Genomic DNA, 18,668 nt, shown 5'->3' with positions numbered 1-18,668 from the left:
ATCGCGAGCAGGCTCGCTCCCACATTTGACCGAGTATCCCCTGTGGGAGCGAGCCTGCTCGCGATGGGGGCCTAAGGCCTGTACAAATGTGCATGCCCCGCACGGTACAGCGACGACTCGCCAAAGGTGTCACTGCCCAACACCCGACCCACCAGAATCAGCGCCGTACGTCGGAATCCCTTGGCCTGAACCTTTTCGGCGATGTCTGTCAGCGTCCCCACCACCCAATCCTGATCCGGCCAACTGGCCCGATGCACCACCGCAATCGGGCAGTCCGCGCCGTAATGCGGCAGCAGTTCAGCGACGATTTTCTCCAGGTGATTGACCCCCAGATGAATCGCCATGGTCGCGCCATGCCGGGCCAGGCTGCTGAATTCTTCGCCCGGCGGCATCGCGGTCTTGTCGGCGTAGCGGGTCAGGATGACGCTTTGCGAGATGTCCGGCAGCGTTAGCTCGGCCCCCAACAACGCTGCACACGCAGCAGTGGCGGTGACGCCAGGGATGATTTCAAACGGAATGTTCAGCTCGCGCAGGTAACGAATCTGCTCGCCGATTGCCCCATACAGGCTCGGATCGCCGGAATGCACGCGTGCTACATCCTGGCCTTTGTCGTGGGCGACTCTGATCAGTTCGATGATCTGTTCCAGGTGCAATTCGGCGCTGTTGACCACCTGTTCGGCCTGATGGCCTGCCAATACGGCTTCAGGCACCAGCGAGCCGGCGTAGATGATCACCGGGCAGCTGCGAATCAGTCGCTGGCCCTTGACCGTGATCAGTTCCGGGTCGCCGGGACCTGCGCCAATGAAGTAGACGGTCATGGCCGGCTCCTGTGAAAAATGTCAAAGCAAGGCTTCAGATGAAGATTGCTCATGATCGAAGGCGGGGATTATCGAGGATTTTAGGCGGCGCCGGCCAACGCAAACGTCGCCTGGGCATATTTTTGTCGCGGGATCAGCAATTTTACCGGTGCCTGCGCCAGTTGTTCGGCGAGGGCCAGCGCGGCACTTTCCGCTATGCCGTAGCAGCCGGTGCGCTCGAAAGCGATTTGCGAGCGATGGCTGAGTTGCGGTTTATAGCTGGAAAGTTGTTCGCTGCTGAAGCAGATCAGTGGCAGTGACAGTTGCCGGGCCAACTCGATCAGACCGGGCTCATCACGTTTCAGATCGATGCTGGCCAAGGCCTTGATCGCCTGTAGATCGATGTGATGAGCCTGCAACGCCTGATCGAGCAACGTGCGCAGCGTGCTGGCTGGGCAGCCGCGCTGGCAGCCTAGGCCGACCACCAGGGTCGGCGCTGCGCCCGTTTCACTCATGCGTGGTATTGACCATCGCTTTTGCGGCGGAACAACCAGGCGCTGATCAGGCCCATGGCCAGCCAGAACGCGGCGTTGGTCAGCTGCGAGGCGACTTTGAATTGCGCTTCGAGGGCTTCGGGGGCCAGCATCGAATGCACTTCAGGCTGCGGTGCGCCGATGATGTGCGGCACGGCCAGAATGGCGACACCGAGCACTTTCAGCAGCCAATGCCGGGCGAACACGATCAGCGCGATACCGACTGCGGTGGACGCTGCGGTGCTGATCCACCAGATCTGCCGTTGTGCCAGGTCTGCGGCGGCAGTCCCCGGCAATTCCGGCGGCAGACCCAGGGTCGGTGCGAGGACGAAGGTCGCGTAACCGGCCAACCCCCAGAGCAGGCCTTGAGCGGTGCGAGTCGGGGCGCGCAGGGTGTAGAGCCCGGCGAGCATCAGTGCAAAGCCAACGGCGACCACCAGATTTCCGCCGGCGGTCGACAGCACACGCTGCCAGCCGTCTTCCGGTTCCCAGGCTTGCGCATCATGGGTGTGGCCGGCCATCGCGCCTTCGGCATGTTCATGGACTTCAGCCGCCGGGGCTTTTTCGTAGGTTTCCGCCTGAAGAATCAGCGGCGCGACCCAGAAGCTTTGCAGCAGGGTCAGCAGCAGGGCGGCCAACAAACCGGTGAAACCTGCGGTTTGCGCAATACGCTTGATCATCTCGGCAGGTCTCAGTGGCACGGGAAAGCAGAACTGTGACGGGTATCGTGGGCGGCGTTGTGCACCGCGTCGATGTGCGAGAAGCCGGCGAAATATACAAGACATGCGCCCAGGATCGATGCGCCGATAGCGGCAACGAGGCGTTGGCTCAGGGTGGAGGTGGTGCTGGCGGTGACGTGGCGAGTGCTGCTGATGATCGACATGGCGCTTCCCTCTGGTCAGTCAGTGGGTGAAGCGAGCGCATGCAACCCCCCGCGAGCCGGGCACGCAGAGGCTGAAACAGCGCCCGCCCACCGCGGGTTTGTTATTGATGTGTTGCGGGCCGGTCTCCGGGCTCACGAGGGGCTGGCATTCGCCGAACCTGCAAGAATCGCCTTCCCATGCCGAACTGCTGGCACAGTGGATCTGATTCTTCGCTCGCTTACCGTTGCGGGGGCAGCACCGGACTGACATGGCTTTTGAGTAAAGCACATGATTCACCGGTTTCCCGTTTCACCCTGTGAAGGGCACCCGTAACAAGGCGTGTAGGAGAGCATGGGCGAGGGCAGGGCGTCAATTGGCAAGCGTTCTCAACGCGAGACCGAGGTGCTGCCATCGCGAGCGGGCTCGCTCCCACATTGGAACGCGGTCAACTGTGGGAGCGAGCCTGCTCGCGATGGCGTCATCACAGCCGACGCACAACTCAGGCGAACATTGACCCGCCCCGATGCGATGCGTAGCCTTGCGCTTTCGAGGTTCTTCGGTGCGTGCACCGAAGCTAAGAAGGGAACGCGGTCGATGCCGCGGCTGCCCCCGCAACTGTGAACGGTTTCGTTTCTGCCATGCCACTGCGCTCTTTTGTTTTCAGGCGCGGGAAGGTGCAGGAACCGCCAGTCGAAAGACTGGCCCACCGTCAGCCAGGAGACCTGCCTCGATACAGATTCTCACTACAACCGGGCGGGGTGATCCGGTGGCGAATTCTTCCGCGCGCTCAAGCGCCGTCGGTTGTCGTCCCGTATGCCCGCCACCTTGCCAAAGGGCATCCGATGAAAACACTGGCCAAACTTCCCGTCACCATCGTCACCGGTTTCCTCGGTTCGGGCAAAACCACCTTGCTGCGACACATGCTCGATAACGCCCAGGGCCGGCGTATCGCGGTGATCGTCAACGAGTTCGGCGAGCTGGGCATCGACGGCGAAATCCTCAAGCAATGTTCCATCGGCTGCACCGAGGAGGAAGCCAACGGTCGCGTGTATGAGCTGGCCAACGGCTGCCTGTGCTGCACTGTTCAGGAAGAGTTCTTCCCGGTGATGCGCGAACTGGTTGCCCGTCGCGGCGATCTCGACCACATCCTCATCGAAACCTCCGGCCTGGCCCTGCCAAAACCGTTGGTCCAGGCCTTCCAGTGGCCGGAAATCCGTAGCGCCTGCACCGTGGATGCGGTGATCACCGTGGTCGACAGCCCGGCTGTGGCCGCTGGTACTTTCGCTGCGTTCCCGGATCAGGTCGATGCCCAGCGCAAACTCGACCCGAACCTGGACCACGAATCGCCGCTGCACGAGCTGTTCGCCGACCAACTGGCCAGCGCCGACCTGGTGATTCTCAACAAGGCCGACCTGATCAGCCCGGCAGATCTGGCCAAAGTGCGCCTGGAAGTCGCCGAAGAACTGCCGCCAGCGGTGAAGATCATCGAAGCCAGCAGCGGTCGTTTGCCGCTGGACGTGCTGATCGGCCTGGGCGCCGGCTCTGAAGAACACATCGACAGCCGCCACAGCCACCACGACCATCACCACGATGGCGACGACCACGATGATCACGATCACGACGCCTTCGATTCGATTTCCATTGAACTGCCGCAAGCCGACGAAAGCCTGTTGCTCGACGCCCTGACCCAATTGGTGGTCCAGCACGGCATCCTGCGGGTCAAGGGTTTCGCCGCAATCCCGAGCAAGCCGATGCGCTTGCTGATCCAGGGCGTGGGTACGCGTTTCGACAAGCATTTCGATCGTCAGTGGGGCGCAGACGAAGCGCGCAGCACCCGTCTGGTGCTGATCGGCCAGCAACTCGACGCCGCCTTGCTCGAAGCGCAATTGCGCGCTGCGCTCAGCGTTTAATCCATGCACCTGCTCAGGACCCAGCCCGGCGGTTTCGTCTCGGATGACAACATTGCCGACCTTGGCCAAACCCCCGCCGAGCTGGTGATTCTGTGCAGCGGCGACTCCAGCCTGGCGCTGCTCGCCGAAGCGGCGCAGCAGTTGCCCGAGGATTACCCGAGCCTGCGCCTGGCCAACCCGATGCAGGTGCAGAATCACGCCTCGGTCGACTTGTACGTCGACGAAGTGCTGCGCCACGCCAAGGTGATTCTGATCTCGCTGCACGGCGGGATCGCTTATTGGCGCTACGGCATCGAGCGTCTGGTGGAGCTGTCGCAACGCGGAGTGCAACTGATTCTGGTGCCGGGCGATGACCGTCCTGACCCGGAGCTCAGCGACCTCAGTACCGTGCCTGTCGAAGACCGCGAGCGGCTTTGGCATTTTTTGCGTCAGGGCGGCATGGGCAATGCGCTGGATTTGTATCGCTGCCTGGCCAGTCGTTGGCTGGGCCGCGATTACCACTGGTCCGAACCGCAGACCTTGCCGCGTACCGCGATTTACCACCCATACAAAAGCAACGCGACGCTGGGCGATTGGCAAGCCGACTGGCAGCTTGATCAGCCGGTGGCGGCGGTGCTGTTTTACCGTTCGCACTTGCAGGCGGCGAACACCGCTTTCATCGATGTTTTCTGCCAGCGCTTGCAGGCGGCGGGGCTGAACCCGCTGCCGATAGCGCTGGCCAGTTTGAAAGAGCCCGGCTGCCTGACGGTGGTCGAGGACTGGCTGGATGAGGCGCAGGCCTCGGTGATTCTCAACACCACCGGGTTTGCTCAATCGAGCCCCGAAGCCCCGCACCTGCGACCCTTCCGGCGCAATATCCCGGTGATCCAGGCAATCTGCGCCCAGGACAACGAGCCGGGTTGGCGCGCCAGTGAGCAAGGGCTCGGCCCACGGGATCTGGCGATGCACATCGCCTTGCCGGAGCTCGATGGACGGATCATCAGCCGCCCGATCAGTTTCAAGGACCTGGCCTGGCGCAGTGAGCGCAGCCAGTCCGACGTGGTCTGTTATCGACCACAACCCGAACGCATGGATTTTGTCGCTGAACTGGCGCGGCGCTGGGTCGAGCTGGCGCGGGTGCCTCATGCTGAAAAACGCATTGCGCTGATCCTCGCCAACTACCCGACCCGCGACGGGCGGATTGGCAACGGCGTTGGCCTCGACACGCCGGCCGCGGCGCTGAATATCCTGCGGGCGCTGCACGCAGAAGGTTATCCGTTGCCTTCCGATTTGCCGGAAAGCGGCACCGCATTGATTCAGCAATTGCTCGGCGGGGTCAGCAATGACCTGGAGAGCATCGACCTGCGCCCGTGCCAGCAAAGCCTGGCACTGGCCGACTATTATTCGATGTTCAACGCCTTGCCCGAAGCCAACCGTGCAGCGGTGCTGGAACGTTGGGGATCGCCTGAAAACGACCCGATGTTCCGCAGTGGACGAATGATGGTCGCAGGGCTCAGGTTTGGCCTGACCTTTGTCGGCATTCAGCCGGCACGCGGTTATCAGGTTGATCCGAGCGCGGTCTATCACGACCCGGACCTGGTGCCGCCCCACGGTTACCTGGCGTTCTACTTCTGGTTGCGTCAGGCCTACGGCGCCCACGCGGTGATTCACGTCGGCAAGCACGGTAACCTCGAATGGTTGCCGGGCAAGGGCGTTGGCCTGTCCGAAAGCTGCTGGCCGGACGCGTTGCTCGGGCCGCTGCCGAACATTTACCCGTTTATCGTCAATGATCCGGGTGAGGGCGCGCAGGCCAAGCGTCGAACGCAGGCGGTGATCATCGACCACCTGATGCCGCCACTGACCCGCGCCGAAACCTACGGCCCGTTGCGCAATCTGGAACTGTTGGCCGACGAGTATTACGAAGCCCAATTGCTCGACCCACGACGGGCTCGCGAGTTGCAGCGCGACATCCTCAATCTGGTGCGTGAAACCCATATCGACCGCGAGTTGCAGTTGGACGAGAAGCTCGACAGCGACGCCGATGCCGCGATCTGGTTGCCGCGTCTCGATACCTATTTGTGTGATTTGAAAGAGTCACAGATCCGCGATGGCCTGCACGTATTCGGCGAATCGCCAAGCGGGCGTCTGCGCATCGACACCTTGCTGGCGTTGCTGCGGATTCCGCGCGGTGACGGTCGTGGCGCGCAATCGAGCCTGTTGCGGGCCTTGGCCAAGGCGTTCGCGCTGGGCTTTGATCCACTGGATTGTGTGTTGTCCGATCCTTGGTCGGGTCCGAAGCCGGCTGAGTTGCTGACGCTCAGTGCTGAGGCGTGGCGCACTGCTGGCGACACTCGCGAACGGCTGGAATTGTTCGCCACTCAACTGATCTCGCAGACGGTGAATACCGAGTTCGAGCTACAAAACCCGTCTCATCAAGTCAAACCCGGTCCCTGTGGGAGCGAGCCTGCTCGCGAAGCGGTCGATCATTCAACATTGATATCGATTGCCCCGGCGCTTTCGCGAGCAGGCTCGCTCCCACAGGAGGCAGGCTGGTCTGACGTGAAAGCAATCATCGACAACCTGTGTGAGGTGGTCGCGCCGCGACTGGACGCCTGCGGCCCGGCAGAAATGCGCGGCTTGCTGGATGCGCTCAGCGGTCGTTTTGTTCCGGCAGGGCCCAGCGGCGCACCGAGTCGCGGACGCCTCGATGTGCTGCCGACCGGGCGCAACTTTTACTCGGTGGACGTGCGCAACCTGCCGACCACCACCGCCTGGCGCATTGGTTTCCACTCGGCGAACCTGATTCTTGAACGGCACCTGCAGGACCACGGCGATCATTTGCGCCAGTTGGGTTTGTCGGTCTGGGGCACGGCGACCATGCGTACCGGCGGCGATGATATCGCCCAAGCCATGGCGCTGATGGGCGTGCGCCCGGTCTGGGCCACGGGCAGTCAGCGGGTCGATGACTTTGAAATACTGCCACTGAGCCTGCTCGACCGGCCGCGCGTGGATGTGACGTTGCGCGTCTCGGGGTTCTTCCGCGATGCCTTCGCCAACCTGATTCGGTTGTTCGATGCCGCCGTGCAAGCGGTTGCCGCGCTGGATGAGCCAGACGACATGAACCCGTTGGCGGCCAAGGTTCGCGGCGAACGTGAAGCGCTGATCCAGTCCGGTCTGGACGAAGACGCCGCCGCACGACAGGCCGGCTGGCGGATTTTCGGCGCCAAGCCCGGTGCTTATGGCGCGGGCGTACAGGGCGCCATTGATGGACGTTTGTGGCAGAGCCGCGAGGATCTGGCCGAGGTCTACTTGAACTGGGGCGGCTACGCTTATGGCGGTTCGGATGAGGGTACGGCGGCTCGCGAACAGTTCGCCCAGCGCTTGAGCCAGGTTCAGGCGGTGCTGCAAAACCAGGACAATCGCGAGCACGACTTGCTCGATTCCAACGACTATTACCAGTTCCAGGGCGGCATGCTTGCGGCTGTCGAAAGCCTCAGTGGCGAAGCGGCGGCGAGCTACCATGGCGACCACAGTCAGCCGGATTTGCCGAAGATCCGTACCCTCAAGGAAGAGCTGAACCGGGTGATCCGCTCCCGGGCGGCCAACCCGAAGTGGATCGACGGGGTCAAGCGGCACGGCTACAAAGGTGCTTTTGAACTGGCGGCCACCGTCGATAACCTGTTCGCCTTCGACGCCACTACACAGCTGATCGACGATCACCAGTACGCCTTGCTGGCCGACGCCTATTTGCTTGACCCGTCGACCCGCGAGTTCGTCCAGCAGCATAATCCCCACGCCTTGCGCGACATGACCGAACGCCTGCTCGAAGCCCAGCAACGCGGGATGTGGCAGGAGCCGGGCGAGTATCGGGAGGCGTTGGAGAACTTGTTGTTGGATATAGAAGAAGACAGCTAGATCAGCAGCGACTCAAGTCTAATGTGGGAGCAGCCGGTCGACGCTCGATTGCTCGCGATAGCGATGGGTCAGTCAACATTGATGTTGAATGTAACGCCGCTATCGCGAGCAAGCTCGCTCCCACAGGTTGTGCTTTTTAACTGACAGACATTGGTGTTTATCCCTAGTAATGACCGACCATGATCGAGACCAGACAATGACCGACACCCCGCATTTTCCGCTGTCCGCCGTGGTCGGCGCCGATGCTCTGAAACTGGCGCTGTGCCTGACGGCCATCGACCCGAAAATCGGCGGCGTGCTGATCGAAGGCCCGCGGGGCATGGCCAAGTCGACGTTGGCCCGTGGCCTGGCGGACCTGCTCGCCAGCGGGCAGTTCGTCACCTTGCCGTTGGGCGCGACTGAAGAGCGACTGGTCGGCACCCTCGACCTGGACGCCGCGCTGGGTGAAGGCCGTGCGCAGTTTTCCCCCGGTGTGTTGGCCAAGGCTGACGGCGGCGTGCTGTACGTCGATGAAGTGAATCTGCTGCCCGATCATCTGGTGGATTTGCTTCTCGACGTCGCTGCCAGCGGCACCAACCTGATCGAACGCGACGGCATTTCCCATCGGCATTCGGCGCGCTTTGTATTGATCGGCACCATGAACCCGGAAGAGGGCGAGCTGCGTCCGCAACTGCTCGACCGTTTCGGTCTGAACGTCGCCCTCAGCGGTCACACGGTGCCGCTTGAGCGCGGTCAGATCATCCGTCGCCGGCTGGATTTCGACAGCGACCCCCAGGCTTTTTGCGCCGACTGGGAAACTCGGCAGCAGGCATTGCGTGAACGCTGCCAAGGTGCGCGTGCAGCACTGGCGAGCATTCCTCTGGATGATCAGGCACTGGCGCAGATCACCGAGCGTTGTTTTGCCGCCGGGGTCGACGGCTTGCGTGCCGACCTGGTCTGGCTGCGTGCCGCCCGCGCCCATGCGGCGTGGCGTGGGGCCGGGGCGATCGGCGAGGAAGACATCGATGCTGTAGCCGAGTTTGCCCTGCGCCATCGTCGTCGCGACACGCCGCCGTCTGCGCCGCGCCAGAACCCCGCGCCAGACGCGTCCGCCGCCCAACAACCGAACCCCGGCGAAGGCCAGGGCCAGTGGGGTGAAATGCCCGCTCAGGCATTGCCCACCGGCGCCCGCCGTGAAGTGCCGAGCTGGCCAAAAAAGCCCTAGGCATTCGCCCTCGATCTGACGCGGGGGCGAATGCCAAACCCCGTGCAGGACACCTGAAAAACGGCAGGCAAGGTCAGCGTCAAGCCAGCCAAAACGGCTCGGTCAATTGGCCCGGCACGCTGCTCAACGGCCGTCCGCGTCAGCGCGAAGATCTGCTGTTCCATCTGCGCAGTCGTTCCCCCCACGAGCTGTGGCTGGTGATTGTCGATGCCTCGGCCTCGACCCGGCGTCATCAGGCGCTGAGTGACGCCAAAGGCCTGCTGGCGCAACTGTTCGATGACGCCTATCGCCAGCGTGCGCGGCTGGCGCTATTGACCGCCAGTGGCGCTGCGCCGAAGTGGCAAGTGCAAGGCCTGAAAGCCTCGGCCAGCCTGCGCGACTGGCTCGATGCACTCGGTGCGGGCGGAGGCACGCCGTTGTTCGCCGCGCTGGATGAAGCGACGCATTGGCTGGCGTTGCGGCAAAAGCGTTTTCCGGCAGAGCAACAACGCGTGTTGCTGCTGACCGATGGCCGCCTAAAAGCCATGCCAATGCAGGTGGCACTCAATTGCCCGGCGTTGCTGGTAGACATAGAGCGCGGGCCGATTCGATTGGGGCGGTCGAAGGCCCTGGCGCACGAATTGAACGCAGACTATCGACATATCGACACGCTTTAATCTGCCGAATTACCCACAGCACCTATGCTGTGGATTCAGCTCATCACAGGAGTGGATCATGCGTGTTCTAGCCGCTAACAGTCAGGACGATTTCCGCGTCAAAGCCTATGCCGGTACCAACGGCGTACTGCTCGCCATGGACCTGGTCGAGCCGCGACGCAAAGGCCTGCTAGGTTTTGCCATCGAAAAACAGCAGGGCAGCGGGCCCTGGGAGTTTCTGTTCAACAGCCTGACCTTCCCCGGCAAGGCGCACACCTTTCCCCAGTACAACGCGACGCCCAGCGACAGCGCACCGTTGCAGAAATTTCGCTGGGCTGATTACGCGGTCAATCCGGGCGTGACGATCAACTACCGGGTGCATCTGGCCTATGGCACGCCGGATGCGCCGCAATTGGGCGAGGCCCTGGCGGTGACGGTCACCACCGACAATGGCCTGCCGGCGGGCCAGCATGTCATTTTCAATCGTGCGGTGGCGGCCAGCCAGGCCTTCTCCCGCAAGTTCCCCGAGCTCGATGCACAGCTGAGCGCCAACAAGAACCTGTCCCTCGACGACTGGCCCGCCGCACCACGGCAATGGCTGGAGAACGGCTTGCTGGAGCAGATCACCGGTTTCATCGAGCGCGCCGTGGATGGCCAGTGGGCGCTGGACATCGCGATTTACGAGTATCAACTGCCGACCATTATCGATGCGGTCAACGCGGCGTTTGAGCGGGGTGCCAAGGTTCGGGTGCTGTATCACGCCAAGCCCGGTGATGCCGACACCACCATGAATGAGGAGAGCCTGGCGAAGCTTCCCGCCGAGAGCAAACGGGGGCGGGTGACTCACGCAATCTTCCACGACAAATTCATCGTGCTGAGCAAGATCGATGGTGGTGAATATCGGCCTCAATCGGTGCTGTGCGGCAGTACCAATTTCACCGACAACGGCGTCTATCGCCAGGCCAACGTGGTGCATGTGCTGGACAATTCCACGGTGTCCATCCATTACCTGCAAGTGTTCGAGCAGATCTGGGCTGCGCCGACCGATGTGGGAGCTACGCGTACCTGGTTGACCAAGAACAACCCGATGGACCCGTCGCAGCCGTTGTTTGTCGGTTTCTCACCGCGTACCGGCCAGGCCGATCTGCAGCAATTCGTCCAGATCATCAATGCGGCGAAGAAGGACGTTCTGTTTGTCACCGCGTTCGCGCTGCCGGACGAAATCCTCAATGCCTTGCTCGGCCAGCCCCACGACGATGTGCTGCGCTATGGCCTGCAAAACACTGCCAGCCGCATCACCGGCTATCACGCCGACCGCACGGCCGATTTCGCCGCCACCGCGTTGCTCAACACCGGTATCGAAGGCTGGCTCAAGGAAAGCATGAAAGGCCAGAAGGGCGATCTGTTGGTGCACCTCAAAGCCATCGTCGTCGACTTCACCACCGACGCGCCGGTGATCATCAGCGGCAGTCACAACCTGAGCATCAACGCCAGTGAAGGCAACGACGAAAACTTCCTGATCATTCGCGGCGACACCGATCTGGCCGACCGTTACGGACTGGAATTGCTGCGCTTCTACGAGCATTACCGCTTCCGTTATGCCGCCAGGCAAGAGGACCTCAAGCAGGTTCCGCCCCTGGCGGTGGATGACAGTTGGACCAACGCCTATTACCTGGATGGCGACCTGCGAATGCTCTCGCGGTTGCGTTTTTCCGGGCGGTAAATGACCGCCGATTCTGCCTGGCCGTGAAGGTCATGCCGCCGGTCTGCTTTCACAGGGGCTGTGCGGCACCTGATCTACCGTTGCTTGTTGAGGAGTGCGCTCCTCATTCACGCGGTTTTTCAGGGAGAACTACCATGGCACATGTACGGCGTGATGTATGGAAGCTGGGTTCTGGCTGGAGCGATACCTTGTTGTGGTATGCGCGTGGCGTCGGAGTCCTTCAACAACGACCGATCACTGACCGCACCAGTTGGCGGTTTCTGGCGGCGATTCACGGTATTGATATTCCCCTTTGGCAAAGCGCCGGTTATCTGCGACGGGGTGAGCAGCTACCGTCCCAGGCCGATCAGGACACCTACTGGAACCAGTGTCAGCACCAGAGCTGGTACTTTTTGCCGTGGCACCGCGGCTATCTTGCTTCATTCGAACAGATCGTCCGCAAGGCTATCGTCAGTCTCGGAGGGCCAAGTGATTGGGCCCTGCCGTACTGGAACTACAACGAGAACCAGCAGACGCTGAACCTCCCGGCCTGCTTCGCCGCGACCGCCTTGCCCAACGGTGAGCAGAATCCCTTGTTTGTGGCTCGCCGGTTTGGCCCGACCGGCAACGGGGTGGTGGTACTCAACGCGCAGCGGATCAATCTGCGCCCGGCCCTCACCGATCATGACTTCGCCGGCGGTTCCGGCGGTGGCTCTCCGGGCTTCGGTGGCCCGGTCACGGTGTTCGAGCACTATGGCCAGGTCAGCGGTCGGCTCGAGTCGCAACCGCACAACTACGTGCACGTCGCCGTGGGTGGCCAGCAACAGGGCAGCCGGGTGCCAGGGTTGATGATCGATCCGGATACCGCCGCCCTGGACCCGATATTCTGGCTGCATCACGCCAACATCGACCGGCTCTGGGACGTGTGGCTGCAGCGCGACCGGCAGAACCGCAACCCGGTTACCAGTGCGTGGCTCAATGGCCCGCCGACCCCGGGTCGCGGCTTCGTGGTACCGACGGTCAGCGGCCAGCCGTGGCCGTTCAAGGTGTCTGACATGCTCGATACCCGGGCACCGAAGCTGGATTATAGTTATGAGGATACGTCCGACCCGCTGCACGGTACCCGGGCATTTCAACAACGCTTGGAAACCCTGGGCGCAAGCCCCGAGCCTCTTGGTGCTGCAGCCGTGAAGGAAAAATCCATGAGCGCCCAATCACCCGCCGAACTGCTCGGCGCCAATGACAAAGCCATCGCCTTGACCGGCGCTACAGTCGAGACGCCGTTGCAACTCGACCAGAGCACCTCGGGCAAGCTGATGGGCAACCTGAAATCCCGGGCCTTTGCCCCCACGGTTGCGGAGCATTCCCTGGACCGGGTGTACCTCAACCTGGAAAACATCCGCGGAAACAATGACGCGGCGACCTTCGACGTGTACGTCAGTCTGCCGACCGAAGGGTCTTCGTCGGCGCTGCCCGACCAGTGCGTCGGGTCGATCTCGCTGTTCGGCGTGCGCAAGGCCAGCAATCCGGACAGCCTGCATGGTGGCAAGGGCGTGAGCCATGTGCTGGAGATCACTGATGTCTTCGACAAGCTCAGTGCCAGCGGCCAGGATCTGGCGCAACTGAAAGTGCGCTTTGTGCCGGTGACCGATGTTCAGGCCGAGGACAACATCACGGTCGGTCGCGTGAGTGTCTATCGGCAAGGCGATTGAAGATGGGGTCATACCTCATCCAGGTCGTGACCCGAGGCTTCCTGCCATGGCTGATCCTGATCAGCCTGGCAGGTTGGGGGCTGTTCCTCGGCTCGGTGCAGATGCTGTCTATCCCGGCATTCTGCGGAGCCTTCGTGCCCCTTGCTTATGCCGCGGGCTGGCAGGGGATTGAACAGGCGTTGCTGTTCAATCCTCCTCGCCAGTTGGTGGTTTCATGGCTATCGATGTTGCTGGCGATGACCCCTTTGCTGCTGGTCCATCCGCTGACGTATGTGTGGCAACGCAGTTTGCTGAGGAAGCGCTGGCAAGCAGTGGTGTTGTTTGTGCTGGGTTTCACCAGCGTCTGGACGCTAGCCGGTCTGCTGCTCATGACCTTGGTAGTCGCGGCTCGGGTGATGTTTGGGGTTTCGCAGGCGATGGCGTTTGTCGTTACTTTGGCCGTGTGCCTGGTGTGGCAGGCGTCGCCGCTCAAACAACGGTACCTGAACCGCTGTCATCACCAGCCAAGGATTTCGGCGTTCGGCTGGGGGTTTATCAAGGATTGTCTGGTCTATGGTGTGGCCAGCGCAGGCTGGTGCGTCGGCTCGTGCTGGGCGCTGATGTTATTGCCGATGCTGGCAGAGCAGGGGCATGTGCCGCTGATGCTGTTGAGCATGGGCTGGATGCTCTGGGAGCGGTTCAAGCGTCCTCGACCCGTTCGTTGGCACTGGCCCCGCCTGTTTCGCTGACCCTCACTTGCAGAGCGGCCGCAGGCAGCTCCGACGAGGCTTGCATAAGCCATCCGGTTATTTGCTCATCGCTGCCCGGTACTGGCGCGTGCGTTTGTCGATGTACAACGGGTCGAGGATCAGCGCCCAGAGCACAGTTGAGGTGTTCAGTTCTGATGTGTGTACTCGTTGGCAGTGGTTGGCAGCGAGAGTATCGATGTCTTCGCGACTCGATGAGAGAGCAACTGATGCGCCCGTGGAACGGTGTGTAAAGAGCCAAGGGTTTGCCGTAACCATGGCAGGTCACGTTGCGATTTACGTATGGCAGGTTTAACGCGGGCCTTGCCGAAGAGAGCGATAAACACGTTGTTCAAAGTCTCTGCACTATCAAAACCTTTGAGCTTCTTCAGCAGTTTCCCGTTGCAATAGCACAACACGGTGGGGGTACCGCTGACCTTGGGGTGGCGTGGGCACTCGGCGGTATTCAACATGTAGAACTCGGCGCGATCTTTATAGGCCTCGGCCGCCGCCAGAAATATCGGCCCGGCGAACCCACAGGCGTAACAGTGCGGATGACCGAAATACAGGACGACCGGGCGATAAGTCCTCAATGCCCGGCGGTATTGCGGCGCCAGGGAAATGGGAGAGGTTTTCGGATTCACGGACTACTCCTTTGCACAGAAAACGTTGGAGGCAAGTACGTATTCAACAAAATCGGAGCGTGAGAACTGTTCATGCCCCGTTCACTCACAAAGACATAAAGACTAAAAGAAGTTGCGAGTTCGAACAGGTCCGTCAGGAGAATTGACGGACCGCCGTCAAGCCACAGCGTTGTTCAGCGCTGTTCGAGCCCCACATTATCAAAACGCGACCCGAAGAAGCCGCTTGCACCATCGTTTGCCAGCAACTCGACCTCCATATGCACAGTGTCAGCTGGAGCAGAGAAGTGAAGTTCCTTTTCAGTCCAGTCCATGTCGCCGTGTAGATCAAGTTGTTTGCTCTGATTGGAGGGATACATCACGACCGTTGCCCGGCAGGCTGAACCACTGTCCGTTTTCATTTTTACGGAAAACTTGAAATCGCCCTTGCCTTTGACCGTAACGCGCTGAGTAATCCTGGCATTAACCTGCAAGGCACAGTAACCCTCGGAATACTCGACCTTCACTGGCGAGTTAGGTGTCCAGTGCTCTCCCTGCCGTGAAAAGTCACCATTGAGCAACAAATTTTTTTCTGCGAGTTGTCGGGACATTTGGAAACTCCTGTAAGTGGGCGTGGCGCGAATTTGATCACCACGACTCAGCGACATCTGAAAAGCCCCTGCAGTCGGGGTAAAAAGATTGAGCGCCAGAAACAAGCAACCCACAACTGTCAGATCTGACAGGTCAGGTACAAAAGTCGACGAACGGTGGTAGCAGAGTGGATGGTGGTTTTCATGACACGTATCGGCTTGCTCGCACTCAATTGGGGCCCAACTACCCGTGCCTGTAGCCAACGGTAGCGCTTGTGCGCTGCGTCGTTTGGTAACGCCTGTTTTGTGTTTTTTTGCATCCCTTTGATTCAATTCATATTTCATTTTCTGGGGGATTTGTCTGCCGGGCTATGGCACACTTTCTGCTGTCTATTCCGTTGTTACATACCATGTTCCGGTATAGCGGAATAAACATCATCCTGGAGTGCCCGTCATGCAGCGTCGACTTTCCTTGTTTACAGCGTGTGTTTTTCTCTTTGCGGCCACAGCCTCTGCCGTGGGCATTGCCCAGGCGGCGGACAGCAGGCTCGACAATGTGTTGAAGCGCGGGCATTTGATCGTGGGCACGGGCAGCACCAACGCGCCGTGGCACTTCCAGGGCGCGGACGGCAAATTGCAGGGTTTTGATATCGACATCGGGCGGATGGTCGCCAAGGGTTTGTTCAATGACCCGAGCAAGGTCGAGTTCGTGGTGCAGTCGTCGGATGCACGGATTCCCAATTTGCTGACCGACAAGGTCGACATGAGCTGCCAGTTCATTACCGTCACCGCCAGCCGTGCGCAGCAAGTGGCATTCACCCTGCCGTACTACCGCGAAGGCGTTGGCCTGCTGTTGCCGGCCAACAGCAAGTACAAGGAAATCGAAGACCTCAAAGCGGCCGGCGACAGCGTCACCGTGGCAGTGCTGCAAAACGTCTATGCCGAAGAACTGGTGCACCAGGCGCTGCCCAAGGCCAAGGTTGACCAATACGACAGCGTCGACCTGATGTACCAGGCAGTGAACTCCGGCCGTGCCGACACCRCTGCCACCGACCAGTCTTCGGTCAAGTACCTGATGGTGCAGAACCCTGGCCGCTATCGCAGCCCGACCTACGCCTGGAGCCCGCAAACCTACGCCTGTGCGGTCAAGCGCGGCGATCAGGACTGGTTGAATTTCGTCAATACCGTCTTGCATGAAGCCATGACCGGCGTTGAGTTCCCGACTTACGCGGCGTCGTTCAAACAGTGGTTCGGTGTCGATCTGCCTTCCCCAGCGATTGGCTTCCCCGTCGAATTCAAATGATCCCGTGAGAGCGGGGCGTTCGCGCCCCGCTCAAGGTACTGCTGACCATGAACTATCAGTTGAACTTTGCCGCCGTCTGGCGCGACTTCGACACCTTGCTGGCAGGGCTCGGTCTGGGCCTTGAACTGGCGCTGGTGTCGATCGCCATCGGTTGCGTGATCGGCCTGCTGATGGCGTTTGCTTTGCTCTCAAAGCACCGCGCATTGCGGGTGCTGGCGTCGGTGTACGTGACGGTGATCCGTAACACGCCGATTCTGGTGTTGATTCTGCTGATCTACTTTGCGCTACCGAGCCTGGGCATTCGGCTGGACAAGCTGCCGTCGTTCATCATCACCCTGTCGTTGTATGCCGGGGCGTACCTGACCGAAGTGTTCCGTGGCGGGTTGTTGAGCATCCCCAAAGGCCTGCGTGAAGCCGGGCTGGCGATCGGTCTGGGGGAGTGGCAGGTCAAGGCCTACATCACCGTGCCGGTGATGTTGCGCAACGTGTTGCCGGCGCTCTCGAACAACTTCATTTCGCTGTTCAAGGACACCTCGCTGGCGGCGGCGATTGCCGTGCCGGAGCTGACCTACTACGCGCGCAAGATCAACGTCGAGAGCTACCGGGTGATTGAAACCTGGCTGGTGACGACAGCGCTCTATGTTGCGGCCTGTTATCTCATCGCGATGCTGCTGCGTTACCTCGAGCAGCGTCTGGCGATTCGCCGTTAGGAGCGCACCCATGTACGAGTCCCCAAGTTGGTTGCATGAGTTATGGGTCGCCCGCGAGACCCTGTGGTCGGGCTTTTTGACCAGTGTGCAGTGCTCTGTCCTGGCGATCATGCTGGGCACCCTGATCGGCATCGTTGCCGGGCTGGTGCTGACCTACGGCAAGTTCTGGATGCGCGCGCCGTTTCGTTTTTACGTCGACCTGATCCGTGGCACGCCGGTGTTTGTGCTGGTGCTGGCCTGCTTCTACATGGCGCCCGCGCTGGGCTGGCAGATCGATGCGTTCCAGGCGGGAGTGCTGGGGCTGACGCTGTTCTGCGGTTCGCACGTTGCCGAGATCGTTCGCGGTGCGTTGCAAGCGTTGCCACGTGGGCAGATGGAAGCGAGCAAGGCCATCGGCCTGACGTTTTATCAGGCCCTCGCTTACGTGCTGTTGCCTCAGGCGTTGCGGCAGATTTTGCCGACCTGGGTCAACTCGTCGACCGAAATCGTCAAGGCTTCGACCTTGCTCTCGGTGATCGGTGTGGCCGAGTTGCTGCTGAGTACCCAGCAGATCATCGCCCGGACCTTCATGACCCTGGAGTTTTACCTGTTTGCCGGTTTTCTCTTTTTCATCATCAACTACGCCATCGAATTACTCGGCCGGCATATTGAAAAGCGGGTGGCCTTGCCATGACTCAAGCTCAAGTTTCGACACAGAACGCTAGCCAGGCCCTGCTGGAGATTCGCGATCTGCACAAGCAATACGGCCCGCTCGAAGTGCTCAAGGGCGTCGACCTGACCATGCAGCGTGGCAACGTGGTGACGCTGATCGGCTCCAGCGGCTCGGGCAAGACTACGCTGCTGCGCTGCGTGAACATGCTCGAAGAGTTCCAGGGCGGGCGGATCCTGCTCGATGGCGAGTCCATCGGTTACCACGAGGTCAACGGCAAGCGCGTGCGCCACTCGGAAAAAGTCATCGCCCAGCACCGGGCGATGACCGGCATGGCATTCCAGCAGTTCAACCTGTTTCCCCATCTCACGGCGCTGCAGAACGTCACCCTTGGCCTGCTCAAAGTCAAAAAGCTGCACAAGGATGAAGCGGTGGTGCTGGCGGAAAAATGGCTGGAGCGTGTCGGCCTGCTGGAACGCCGCGATCACTATCCGGGTCAGTTGTCGGGTGGTCAGCAACAGCGCGTGGCGATTGCCCGGGCGATCGCGATGAACCCGAGCCTGATGCTGTTCGACGAAGTGACGTCGGCACTCGACCCGGAGCTGGTCGGCGAAGTATTGAGCGTGATCAAGGGGCTGGCCGAGGATGGCATGACCATGCTGTTGGTGACCCACGAGATGCGTTTTGCCTTTGAAGTCTCGGACAAGATCGTCTTCATGAATCAGGGGCGAATCGAAGAGCAGGGGCCACCCAAGGAGCTGTTCGAACGCCCGCAATCTCCGCGCTTGGCGGAATTTCTCAAGAACACGCGTTTTTAACAC

At 60.9% G+C, this 18,668-nt stretch carries 17 protein-coding genes and 2 riboswitches; of the genes, 11 read left to right on the top strand and 6 right to left on the bottom strand.

Translation table 11 applies throughout. From position 1 onward, the window contains the following. Positions 1-71: 71 nt before the first annotated feature. The 4 genes from cobM to AC1DHT_RS05615 form a co-directional block, all read right to left on the bottom strand. Positions 72-818 (bottom strand): precorrin-4 C(11)-methyltransferase, encoded by a 747-nt coding sequence (cobM, locus tag AC1DHT_RS05630; RefSeq protein ID WP_427536603.1) that lies wholly within the window; start codon positions 816-818, stop codon positions 72-74. Between the two features lie 80 nt (positions 819-898). Further along, complete coding sequence (locus AC1DHT_RS05625) at positions 899-1,312, bottom strand: cobalamin biosynthesis protein (RefSeq protein WP_427536605.1); 414 nt, start codon at positions 1,310-1,312, stop codon at positions 899-901. Then, positions 1,309-2,010, bottom strand: a complete 702-nt coding sequence (locus tag AC1DHT_RS05620) for a CbtA family protein (protein ID WP_427536607.1) — start codon at positions 2,008-2,010, stop codon at positions 1,309-1,311. Before AC1DHT_RS05620 ends, AC1DHT_RS05625 begins: the two co-directional genes overlap by 4 nt. 11 nt (positions 2,011-2,021) lie before the next feature. After that, positions 2,022-2,213 carry a CbtB domain-containing protein gene (locus AC1DHT_RS05615; protein WP_054596789.1) on the bottom strand — a complete coding sequence of 64 codons (192 nt, stop codon included), beginning with the start codon at positions 2,211-2,213 and terminating at the stop codon, positions 2,022-2,024. A gap of 100 nt (positions 2,214-2,313) precedes the next feature. Next, positions 2,314-2,539, bottom strand: a riboswitch (cobalamin riboswitch). A 186-nt stretch (positions 2,540-2,725) separates the two neighbouring features. Further along, positions 2,726-2,937, top strand: a riboswitch (cobalamin riboswitch). A gap of 98 nt (positions 2,938-3,035) precedes the next feature. Here AC1DHT_RS05615 and cobW point away from each other — a divergent pair. The 7 genes from cobW (at position 3,036) to AC1DHT_RS05580 (ending at position 13,978) form a co-directional block, all read left to right on the top strand. After that, positions 3,036-4,103, top strand: a complete 1,068-nt coding sequence (gene cobW / locus AC1DHT_RS05610; RefSeq protein ID WP_123583833.1) for a cobalamin biosynthesis protein CobW — start codon at positions 3,036-3,038, stop codon at positions 4,101-4,103. A gap of 3 nt (positions 4,104-4,106) precedes the next feature. Next, on the top strand, positions 4,107-7,997 hold the full coding sequence (cobN, locus tag AC1DHT_RS05605) for a cobaltochelatase subunit CobN (protein ID WP_427536609.1): 3,891 nt from the start codon (positions 4,107-4,109) through the stop codon (positions 7,995-7,997). Between the two features lie 196 nt (positions 7,998-8,193). Beyond that, positions 8,194-9,201 carry a magnesium chelatase ATPase subunit I gene (locus tag AC1DHT_RS05600; RefSeq protein ID WP_427536611.1) on the top strand — a complete coding sequence of 336 codons (1,008 nt, stop codon included), beginning with the start codon at positions 8,194-8,196 and terminating at the stop codon, positions 9,199-9,201. Positions 9,202-9,254: 53 nt separating this feature from the next. Beyond that, positions 9,255-9,857 (top strand): vWA domain-containing protein, encoded by a 603-nt coding sequence (locus tag AC1DHT_RS05595; RefSeq protein ID WP_427536647.1) that lies wholly within the window; start codon positions 9,255-9,257, stop codon positions 9,855-9,857. Positions 9,858-9,915: 58 nt separating this feature from the next. Further along, a complete protein-coding gene (locus AC1DHT_RS05590) occupies positions 9,916-11,559 on the top strand; it encodes a phospholipase D-like domain-containing protein (protein WP_427536613.1) in 1,644 nt (547 codons plus the stop codon). 134 nt (positions 11,560-11,693) lie between these two features. Next, positions 11,694-13,250: a tyrosinase family protein gene (locus tag AC1DHT_RS05585; RefSeq protein ID WP_427536615.1), complete on the top strand. Its 1,557-nt coding sequence runs from the start codon at positions 11,694-11,696 to the stop codon at positions 13,248-13,250. Positions 13,251-13,252: 2 nt separating this feature from the next. Further along, positions 13,253-13,978, top strand: coding sequence for a copper chaperone (locus tag AC1DHT_RS05580; RefSeq protein WP_427536617.1), 726 nt, complete (start codon positions 13,253-13,255; stop codon positions 13,976-13,978). A 146-nt stretch (positions 13,979-14,124) separates the two neighbouring features. Here AC1DHT_RS05580 and AC1DHT_RS05575 read toward each other — a convergent pair whose 3' ends face one another. Next, a complete protein-coding gene (locus tag AC1DHT_RS05575; RefSeq protein ID WP_427536619.1) occupies positions 14,125-14,619 on the bottom strand; it encodes a thioredoxin family protein in 495 nt (164 codons plus the stop codon). Between the two features lie 173 nt (positions 14,620-14,792). Next, positions 14,793-15,206 carry a hypothetical protein gene (locus AC1DHT_RS05570; protein ID WP_427536621.1) on the bottom strand — a complete coding sequence of 138 codons (414 nt, stop codon included), beginning with the start codon at positions 15,204-15,206 and terminating at the stop codon, positions 14,793-14,795. Positions 15,207-15,639: 433 nt separating this feature from the next. Between AC1DHT_RS05570 and AC1DHT_RS05565 the strand changes: the two genes are divergently transcribed. The 4 genes from AC1DHT_RS05565 to AC1DHT_RS05550 are packed head-to-tail and all read left to right on the top strand — an operon-like array spanning position 15,640 to position 18,665. After that, the gene (locus AC1DHT_RS05565; RefSeq protein WP_477761310.1) at positions 15,640-16,488 is read left to right on the top strand and encodes a transporter substrate-binding domain-containing protein; all 849 of its coding nucleotides are present in this window, start codon (positions 15,640-15,642) and stop codon (positions 16,486-16,488) included. Between the two features lie 47 nt (positions 16,489-16,535). Then, positions 16,536-17,198: an amino acid ABC transporter permease gene (locus AC1DHT_RS05560; RefSeq protein WP_427536623.1), complete on the top strand. Its 663-nt coding sequence runs from the start codon at positions 16,536-16,538 to the stop codon at positions 17,196-17,198. Positions 17,199-17,208: 10 nt separating this feature from the next. Next, entirely contained in the window at positions 17,209-17,871 is a 663-nt protein-coding gene (locus AC1DHT_RS05555; protein ID WP_427536625.1) for an amino acid ABC transporter permease, read from the top strand. Next, positions 17,868-18,665, top strand: coding sequence for an amino acid ABC transporter ATP-binding protein (locus AC1DHT_RS05550; RefSeq protein WP_427536627.1), 798 nt, complete (start codon positions 17,868-17,870; stop codon positions 18,663-18,665). Before AC1DHT_RS05555 ends, AC1DHT_RS05550 begins: the two co-directional genes overlap by 4 nt. The last annotated feature ends 3 nt before the right edge of the window (positions 18,666-18,668 follow it).

Source organism: Pseudomonas sp. 05N432 (assembly GCF_056396945.1).
This window is presented reverse-complemented; position numbering and strand designations above follow the sequence as displayed.

Bases quoted from the DNA above. Each gene is read 5' to 3' on its own strand.
- cobM (WP_427536603.1), bottom strand. From the start codon at position 818: ATGACCGTCTACTTCATTGGCGCAGGTCCCGGCGACCCGGAACTGATC.
- AC1DHT_RS05625 (WP_427536605.1), bottom strand. From the start codon at position 1,312: ATGAGTGAAACGGGCGCAGCGCCGACCCTGGTGGTCGGCCTAGGCTGC.
- AC1DHT_RS05620 (WP_427536607.1), bottom strand. From the start codon at position 2,010: ATGATCAAGCGTATTGCGCAAACCGCAGGTTTCACCGGTTTGTTGGCC.
- AC1DHT_RS05615 (WP_054596789.1), bottom strand. From the start codon at position 2,213: ATGTCGATCATCAGCAGCACTCGCCACGTCACCGCCAGCACCACCTCC.
- cobW (WP_123583833.1), top strand. From the start codon at position 3,036: ATGAAAACACTGGCCAAACTTCCCGTCACCATCGTCACCGGTTTCCTC.
- cobN (WP_427536609.1), top strand. From the start codon at position 4,107: ATGCACCTGCTCAGGACCCAGCCCGGCGGTTTCGTCTCGGATGACAAC.
- AC1DHT_RS05600 (WP_427536611.1), top strand. From the start codon at position 8,194: ATGACCGACACCCCGCATTTTCCGCTGTCCGCCGTGGTCGGCGCCGAT.
- AC1DHT_RS05590 (WP_427536613.1), top strand. From the start codon at position 9,916: ATGCGTGTTCTAGCCGCTAACAGTCAGGACGATTTCCGCGTCAAAGCC.
- AC1DHT_RS05585 (WP_427536615.1), top strand. From the start codon at position 11,694: ATGGCACATGTACGGCGTGATGTATGGAAGCTGGGTTCTGGCTGGAGC.
- AC1DHT_RS05580 (WP_427536617.1), top strand. From the start codon at position 13,253: ATGGGGTCATACCTCATCCAGGTCGTGACCCGAGGCTTCCTGCCATGG.
- AC1DHT_RS05570 (WP_427536621.1), bottom strand. From the start codon at position 15,206: ATGTCCCGACAACTCGCAGAAAAAAATTTGTTGCTCAATGGTGACTTT.
- AC1DHT_RS05560 (WP_427536623.1), top strand. From the start codon at position 16,536: ATGAACTATCAGTTGAACTTTGCCGCCGTCTGGCGCGACTTCGACACC.
- AC1DHT_RS05555 (WP_427536625.1), top strand. From the start codon at position 17,209: ATGTACGAGTCCCCAAGTTGGTTGCATGAGTTATGGGTCGCCCGCGAG.
- AC1DHT_RS05550 (WP_427536627.1), top strand. From the start codon at position 17,868: ATGACTCAAGCTCAAGTTTCGACACAGAACGCTAGCCAGGCCCTGCTG.